The organism is Bradyrhizobium sp. LB8.2 (assembly GCF_040548035.1).
Taxonomy (GTDB): domain Bacteria; phylum Pseudomonadota; class Alphaproteobacteria; order Rhizobiales; family Xanthobacteraceae; genus Bradyrhizobium.
Genome location: NZ_JBEPQV010000035.1, coordinates 84,815 through 92,478, shown reverse-complemented (window position 1 = coordinate 92,478; position 7,664 = coordinate 84,815). Strand labels below are relative to the sequence as shown.

At 60.7% G+C, this 7,664-nt stretch carries 7 protein-coding genes and 1 pseudogene; 4 read left to right on the top strand and 4 right to left on the bottom strand.

Features of this window, described 5'->3' with window-relative positions; translation table 11 throughout:
* Nucleotides 1-167: 167 nt before the first annotated feature.
* Nucleotides 168-1,121: an alpha/beta fold hydrolase gene (locus ABIB06_RS32450; protein WP_354069711.1), complete on the top strand. Its 954-nt coding sequence runs from the start codon at nucleotides 168-170 to the stop codon at nucleotides 1,119-1,121.
* Nucleotides 1,122-1,345: 224 nt separating this feature from the next.
* Here ABIB06_RS32450 and ABIB06_RS32445 read toward each other — a convergent pair whose 3' ends face one another.
* The 3 genes from ABIB06_RS32445 to ABIB06_RS32435 are packed head-to-tail and all read right to left on the bottom strand — an operon-like array spanning nucleotide 1,346 to nucleotide 2,945.
* Nucleotides 1,346-2,068 carry an SOS response-associated peptidase gene (locus tag ABIB06_RS32445; RefSeq protein WP_354069709.1) on the bottom strand — a complete coding sequence of 241 codons (723 nt, stop codon included), beginning with the start codon at nucleotides 2,066-2,068 and terminating at the stop codon, nucleotides 1,346-1,348.
* On the bottom strand, nucleotides 2,069-2,518 hold the full coding sequence (locus ABIB06_RS32440) for a hypothetical protein (RefSeq protein ID WP_354069707.1): 450 nt from the start codon (nucleotides 2,516-2,518) through the stop codon (nucleotides 2,069-2,071).
* Between the two features lie 19 nt (nucleotides 2,519-2,537).
* Nucleotides 2,538-2,945, bottom strand: coding sequence for a hypothetical protein (locus ABIB06_RS32435; RefSeq protein WP_247342461.1), 408 nt, complete (start codon nucleotides 2,943-2,945; stop codon nucleotides 2,538-2,540).
* 142 nt (nucleotides 2,946-3,087) lie between these two features.
* On the opposite strand from ABIB06_RS32435, the pseudogene ku reads away from it, so the two are divergent.
* A pseudogene (gene ku, locus ABIB06_RS32430) lies at nucleotides 3,088-4,013 on the top strand (non-homologous end joining protein Ku).
* Nucleotides 4,014-4,582: 569 nt separating this feature from the next.
* Here ku and ABIB06_RS32425 read toward each other — a convergent pair.
* Nucleotides 4,583-5,563: an ABC transporter substrate-binding protein gene (locus tag ABIB06_RS32425; protein ID WP_354069705.1), complete on the bottom strand. Its 981-nt coding sequence runs from the start codon at nucleotides 5,561-5,563 to the stop codon at nucleotides 4,583-4,585.
* 738 nt (nucleotides 5,564-6,301) lie between these two features.
* Between ABIB06_RS32425 and ABIB06_RS32420 the strand changes: the two genes are divergently transcribed.
* Both ABIB06_RS32420 and ABIB06_RS32415 read left to right on the top strand, forming a co-directional pair.
* A complete protein-coding gene (locus ABIB06_RS32420; RefSeq protein WP_354069703.1) occupies nucleotides 6,302-6,679 on the top strand; it encodes a hypothetical protein in 378 nt (125 codons plus the stop codon).
* 158 nt (nucleotides 6,680-6,837) lie between these two features.
* Nucleotides 6,838-7,461 carry a YjbE family putative metal transport protein gene (locus ABIB06_RS32415; RefSeq protein WP_247347543.1) on the top strand — a complete coding sequence of 208 codons (624 nt, stop codon included), beginning with the start codon at nucleotides 6,838-6,840 and terminating at the stop codon, nucleotides 7,459-7,461.
* The last annotated feature ends 203 nt before the right edge of the window (nucleotides 7,462-7,664 follow it).

The window sequence follows — 7,664 nt, the reverse complement described above, 5'->3', positions numbered from 1 at the left end:
ACAAGCTCGAAATTACATCCAACTCTACCGCGCCGCTCCCAAAACGACCGGCGGAAAAATGAAAATTCTCCATTTCAAGGTTTTTCAGCAGACTGCTAGAGCGCACAAGTTCTCCATCGTTTTTGTCTGATTTCCAGACCGCGCTCCGGCGACGGCCCGCGGTCGCGATGGTCGCGGGCGCAGCGGCTCTTCTGGCGGCGACGGCGCTCGTAAACCGGTATTTCGCGCGCAAGGCGGAACGCGAGAATCCGCCGCAGGGCAGATTTATCGATATCGACGGCGTTCGGCTCCACTACATGGAACGCGGTAGCGGCCGTCCGCTTGTCCTTTTTCACGGCAATGGGAGCATGATCCAGGATTTTCAATCGAGCGGCCTGATCGACCTCGCTGCCAAGGATTACAGGGTAGTCGCGTTCGACCGCCCGGGCTTTGGCCACAGCTCGCGACCCCGCAGTATCGTTTGGGGACCGGACGAACAGGCGGACTTATTCCAAAAGGCTCTCGAGCGACTCGGCATCCGGGGAGCGATTGTGCTCGGGCATTCTTGGGCAGCCTCGGTGGCGATTGCCTTGGCCATAAGGCACCCCTCGTTCGTCGAAGCGCTGGTGTTGGCGTCCGGATACTACTTTCCGAATCCCAAGGTCGATCTGGCCACGCCGTCCGTGCCTGCGGTACCGGGGCTTGGGGACATCGTCAGTAACACAATCTCGCCGCTCGTCGCCCGACTGATGTGGCCCGGACTCATGCGCAAGATATTCGGACCGCAAAGCGTCCCGGAGAAGTTCGCCGGCTTTCCAGTCGAGATGGCTGTTCGGCCGTCTCAACTCCGCGCCAGCGCTGAAGAGGCCGCAATGATGGTCCCCATCGCCCTTGCAGCTTCAAAAACCTACAGCGAACTCACAGTGCCGACCGTCATAATCGCGGGTGAGGACGACCGCTTGATCGAATTCGAGCAATCCGCGCGATTGCGTGACAAGGTCGAGCAGAGCAGGTTGCGACGTATCGCCGGAGCAGGGCATATGATCCAGCAGTCCGCAACCTCGGACTTGATGGCGGCTATCGAAGAGGCGGCATCTATGTCCGCCAAGGGCGAGCGCGATCCAGCACATGTCAATCGCTAAGCGGCTGGGCATTCCGGGCAGGTATCGCCGATCGCGTTGATCGCCCAGCCTCGCAGCGTCTGTACCGCCGGCCGTCGTTCCTTCGTCATAAGCATCCAGATCACTCCTGCGAGGACGAGTCCTTCTGCCCACCTGCTCGTTCCGAGCGGTTAGCACGGAGCAGGGATTCGCCATCGAGAGCGCCAGGGCTTGTCCATCTGTTCCCGCCGCGCCTGTGCAGAACGCTACCTTCCCGCCGCGGGGTCTTCCTTCGAGCCGCGGGCGACGATTCTGAGCGCCCCGTCCGGAAGCGGCCGCTGCAGCTTCAGGGCCTCGTCCGGAGGAGCCGTCATCCAGGTCTCGACTTCGTCGGGCGTCGTCAGGATCACGGGCATCGCCTTCGGGTGCACGGCGCCGACCTCGACGTTCGGCTCGGTCGTCAGGAACGCGTAAAGATCGTTGGTGGTCTCGCCCTCCTTGACCTTCCGGACCGACGTCCAGTTGGTCCAGATGCCGGCGAAGCAGGCGAGCGGACGGGTCTCGTCGAGCGCGAACCAGACGTCGCCGCCTTCGGCTTTGTTGAACTCGCTGAACGAGTTGAACGGCACCGCGCAGCGGTGCTCCGGACCCAGCCACCGCGTCCAATGTTTGCTCTTCACGTTGCGGATGTTGGTCGTGCCGGAATCCGGCTCCATCCGCAGAAATTCCTTGAAATCGACGGTCTTACCCTTCGCTTGCAGCTTCTCGGCACGCTTCTTGGTGGCATCCATCAGCGCCTTCGACGACGACGGCATGCCCCAGCGCGCAGTCGCGAACTCGCGGCCGTCGGCGCCGGTCCGGACGATCGGCGCCGTGTAGTCCGGAAACACCCCGGGCATCGGCGCGAGGTTGCCGACGTAGCGGTTGACGACCCGGAATAGCGCGCTGATCGCGGCTTGGTTGGTGGTGATCGAATAGAGATTACACATTCAGGTCTCCGGATCCGGATGGCGACCGCGCTGTGCCAACTGCAGCAGTGTCGCCGATGGGCGGCGGTTGGCCTTGGCGCACTTGCTGCAGCGGAGCCGGCCGGCCAGGTCGTGGACGAAGGTCGTCGGAGGGTGGGAAAGTTCGGCGAGCTCGACGTTCCGCCGCGTCTTGCAGCGCGAGCACTCGATCTTCAGCCAGCTATAGCCGCCGTTCACGGCCTGGTCGACAGTCGGCGAGGGGGCGATCGGCTCGCCGTCGGCCCACAGGCGCTCGTTCCAGCTTTCGCACAGCAGCTTGTCCGCGGTCCGGATCAGTGCCTCGCCCCTGGCTCTGGCATCGGCGGCCTGCGTCGCAAGGATCGTGGTCATGGCCCGGGCGCGGCCGAGCTCCTTGTTGAGGGCCTTGCGGTCGCCTCCGGAGAGGGGCGTCGGGTGATACTTCGGCGCCATCGCCCGGGCTCCGGACCCGTCAGGTATCGAACGACGGCCAGCAGCCGTCTTCCTCATGGCGCCCAGTCCGCTGAGTGCAGATGTTGTCCAAGAGGCGCTGTCCGACGTCCCTCCAGACCGCGTCCGGACCGTACAGCCGGGCGGCATCGGCCTTCTGGATCTCGACGGTCCGGCCGCAGCGCCGGCAGCCCACTCTCAGTAAATGCTGGGGAATTTGGTCCAGCCGCAGCATCCGTCCGGACGCGCCCGCGCTCAGACGGCGAGCCTCGACGCCCCCGTCCTCCATGAGCGCCTGCCAGTATTCCGGCGGCAGATCGTCCCCCGGCCCCGGTCCGCCGGGGGGAGGGGCCTTCCTGCTGACGGCAGCGGCCATTTTTTCCATCTGCTTAGGTGTGGGCATGCGCCAGCTCGCGGGGCGGTCGTTCATGCTTGGCATTAGAACATATCAAGAACAGGAGAGTCGAGTCCGGCTCTCGAAAAATCACACAGACGGTCGACCGGTGATGTCGGAACCATGGTCGGCCGATCGTCTTGAATCCACCCGCCGCCCTGTTCGGAGTACCGCGTTGATGGCCCCTCGCGCCAACTGGAAAGGCTTCCTGCGTCTTTCGCTCGTCACCTGTCCCGGCGCGCTGTACCCGGCGACGTCGGGAGAGCGAGAAGATCTCGTTCAACCAGCTAAATCGGCAGACCGGTCATCGGATCAAGTATCTCAAGGTCGACGCCGACACCGGCGACGAGGTGCCCAACGAGGACGTCGTTAAGGGTTACCAGCTTGAGAAGGACTAGTTCATCGAGGTCACCAAGGAAGAGCTGGAGGGGATCGCGCTGGAGTCCACAAGGACAATCGAGATCGACGAGTTCGTCGACAAGTCCGACATCGATCCTCGCTACCTGATCCGGCCCTACTACATCAGACCGGACGGCAAGGTCGGCCACGATGCCCTCGCCGTGATCCGCGAGACCATCCGCGAGATGGACAAGGTCGCGATAGGGCGCGTGGTGCTGACCAACCGCGAGCACATCATCGCGCTCGAGCCGATGGATAAGGGACTCGTCGGCACTCTGCTGCGCTATCCGTACGAGGTGCGCAGCGAGCACGAGTATTTCGATGAGATCCAGGACGTGAAGGTCACAAAGGACATGCTCGATCTCGCCAGGCACATCGTGAACCAGAAGGCCGGCAACTTCGAGCCGGAAAAGTTCGAGGACCACTACGATGGCGCTGATCGACCTCATCAACCAGAAGCGCGCCGGCAAGCCGATCACCCCGAAGGGTCGTCCGCGCGGCGAGAACGTCGTCGATTTGATGGACGCCTTGCGCAAGAGCGTCGGCGGCACAGCTGCGGAGAGCAAGGCAGCGAAAAAGCCGGCAAAGAAAGCGAAGAAGGCGACGGCTGGCCAGAAGGAGTTGCTGATGCCGATCGCCGGGAAGAAGCTCGCGAAGGAAGCGGCGAACAAGCCGGCGGCCGGTCGCCAGCGGAAGTCGGCGTGATCCGTTGACTCCTGACGGCCGATATTTCGTCGTCCGCGGACGCCTTTGGCACATGGCAAACCCGGCCCTCGGAGAGCAGGAGAGATCTGACCTGGTGCGGCGGCTTATGAGCGTGAGGCGGGCGGTGGCGATGCCAAGGCGCGCAAGAATATTGAAGCGGAAGAAACGGCTCGTCGGGCGGTCGAAGAGGCGAAGCGAGCCATCGGCGAGCGCGGCGCGATCTGGTGGAAGCACGGCGCGCCCGACCTCAGCCGCCACACGATCAAGAACTCGCCGTATACCGGATGGTACGCCAAGCTTCCGCGCTCGCGCCAGTGAGCACTCACACCTCAGGTCCAGCTGATTTTCGCGTTGCTGCTCCCAGCAGATCACGGACGAGCACAGTTTTGAGCGTTAGCTGGTGCGGATCGGTAGCATCCTCGCATCGTTGGCGCGTGTAGGGCGAAGGTTGACAGCCGGTGGCCGAGAGATAGGCGTATCCGCTAGACTCTTCGAAACCGGACATGGCCAGCTCGCCCTAGCTAGTCGGCTACGGGCCAACACCAGACTCATGCAGCGCGGCGGGCCTTCTATTCAATCACCTCGTCGGCCCGTACCAGCAACAATGGCGGAACGGTGAGACCGAGCGCCTTGGCCGTCTTCATGTTGATGATGAGGACGAACTTTGTTGGCCTCTCTACCGGGAGGTCCATAGGTTTGGCGCCCTTGAGGATCTTGTCTACATAGTCGCCAGCGCGGCGGAATAGATCGGCTGTATCTGCCCCGTATACCGATAATCCTCCATTGGCATAATGTCGAAATAAATAATTTGCTGGCAGGTGATACTTAGCCGCGAGCGCGATGATCCGCTGTGCCTGGGCATAAGTGAGGGCATCGCCAAAATCAATGATCGCATCGGCGCGTTGGGCGACGGCCGAGGCAAAGGCAAGGTCGAGTTCTTCTGGCGTGGTCGCCGGAACGAGAGGCAGAGCCACGCCGAGGTTCCGGGCTATGCGGGGGATCTCTTCCGCGAAGTACAGCCTTTGCAGCGGATTGTCGGGGTTGACCAAAACAGCGATTTTGGATGCGCCGGGAACAAGTTCTCGAAGAATTTCGAGGCGTTTTGCAAAGAAGTCATCGGGAACATTGGTCGTCACGCCCGTAATGTTGCCACCTGGCCGCGACAGGCTTTGTACGAGGCCGAGGTGCACGGGATCAGCGACACCCACGAACACAACGGGAATAATGGCGGTCGCAGATTTGAGCGCTATGGCTGCTTGCGGTCCCGGGGCAATCAGGATGTCGGGGCCGAGCGCCATCAGCTCGGCGACGGAATCGGTTAATCGATCTGCGGGTTGAGAAAACCGATATTCGATGGCCAGGTTTTTTCCCTCTATCCAACCTAGGCTTCGCAGCGCATCAAGGAACGCAAGCTCGGCTTGATTGAGGGCCTTCCCGCTTCCATCGCCGATGGCGAGGAAGCCGAGACGACGACGTTTACCCTGCCCGTGCGAAGGGCGTGGCGAAATGAACAGCGCTGCAGTTCCTGCAATGAACTCTCGCCGCTCCATTCCATCCTCTTAGCTGTCTGAGGACGACGACCAAACGACTATACCACCTGTTGACCATCGGTGCAGGTCACTTTCTGACCTCGACTGCTAACGCCCTCACTTCCGCAATGGGTCAAAATGCGAAGAACTCAACCTGAGCAAATCTTGTCTGCCATGCCTCGGTAAGCGGACCTCAGTGAGGTGCGCCGCCACTTCCGTGGTGGGCCACAAGCCGACATCCCGGTGCCGCGGCTGACACAGATAGCTCGCGTTCGCCGTTTATGTCCGCTACCTGGCGCAGCTGACCGACGACGGGCGGAAGTCCTCTGCGATCCAGTGGCGTGTCGCCGTGATCCGGAGCGCACGCGATATACGGGCGTCCAAGCGGCCTGCTTATCGGTTCCGCATAAGTCACCTTGCCGCGCGGTCAAAAAGCGCGCGACGATGGGTAGCATTGTTTTTCTGATCGTAAAGGTTCGTCTTTTTAGAGAGTGGATTTTATCGATCGTGGGTGCGCTCTCGCGAGAGGCAAGCATATGATTGAGCTTTGGGACAAATGGTCCGGGACCCTGGCGTCCGTCGAGACGCTTGCAGCCGTCGTTATTATTGCCGTGGTGGCGGCCGGCGCTATTACGCTGATCGAGACTCGGCGGCATAGGACAAAACATTGATCGGGGAGACGTCGGAAAACGGTGCATCTAGGCCAGAGTAGTTCAGTAATTTGCGGCGCTGGAAGACACTCCTATGCAGGAGGACAAAATGATCGCTTCTCATGCAAGTTGGACAAACAGGAATGCTCCTTGGCGGGACACATTCTGCATATTCGCGCTGTTGAGCATCCTGGTCGCAGCTCCCGCATTCTTGATGATGTACTTCCTGGATATCCAACTCGTCTTGCCTGCGCTCAGCATTCTGCTTTTCTTGGACGCGATCGTCACAGCGCTCTTTGCTCGGGCAACTTCAGAAAATGAAACGTTAGAAAATGTAACGCTTTGGGATATTGCCGGTGCATTCACCATGATGGGCTGCGCTGCGGCGATTCTTGGCGAACCGGATCAAGTGGCACTGTTTTTCGAGCAACCGGTCGAACAACATCCGGGCACGCCGGCTGTGGGAGACAGTCACCAGGCCCCCTGACAGCCGGCGACGTCGAACTAGAGTTGAGTTAGAGCGGCCCCGTTTTGTCTGCGGCACGGGACTGCGACACGCATCGGCGAACCGATTAGACACATACCAACCACCAAAAATCCGCGCTGAGAGCGGGCCATTTCTCCCGGCACGGGGGAGTGCGACGCGTGTTGGATTTCTCAGATGTCTTGAACGTATTGTTGCAGGTCGTTCTGATCGACCTTGTGCTCGCTGGCGATAACGCCATCGTCGTCGGACTTGCCGCAGCGGGACTTCCGCAGGCGCAACGAGTCAAGGCGATTTTGATCGGAATCGTTGCGGCGACGATACTGCGCATGCTGTTTGCCGGGTTAGCGACGCAAATCCTCCAAATCGTCGGCCTCCTGCTCGCTGGCGGGATCCTGCTGTTGTGGGTGTGTTGGAATATGTGGCGAGAGTTGCGCGCATCCTCCACAAATCCTATGGGTGCGAAGGAGACTGCTGGAGCAATTGCAGGAAACAAGCCCCGCAAGACACTCGTCCAAGCGAGTTGGCAGATTATTGCGGCCGACATTTCCATGTCGGTTGACAATGTCCTGGCCGTCGCAGGGGCGGCACGAGAGCATCCAGTGGTCATGATTTTCGGGTTGGGGCTTTCCATTGCGATGATGGGCGTGGCCGCTTCTCTTATTGCGCGCCTTCTGCAAAATCATCGATGGATTGCTTACGTCGGCCTGGCCGTCATTCTCTACGTTGCAGTCGAGATGATCTTTCGCGGAACATTGGATATCATGAAGGTAGCGTCGATATGACATGACATACCGCTGCTTGGTGGCCTGCGTCTGTTCCGGTCCCCTCATAGGAAGCACTTCCGCTTTGGGTCAAAGGCGGCGGTCGGCCCCCGAGTGGGACGAATTCCGTTCTACTCGTGCTCCGGACATGTCGCTGCGGTGTGCCAACCAACGCGATAAGCCAAAACCACCGTTCGAATGTGAAAGCAAGGAGCAGCGCGCGC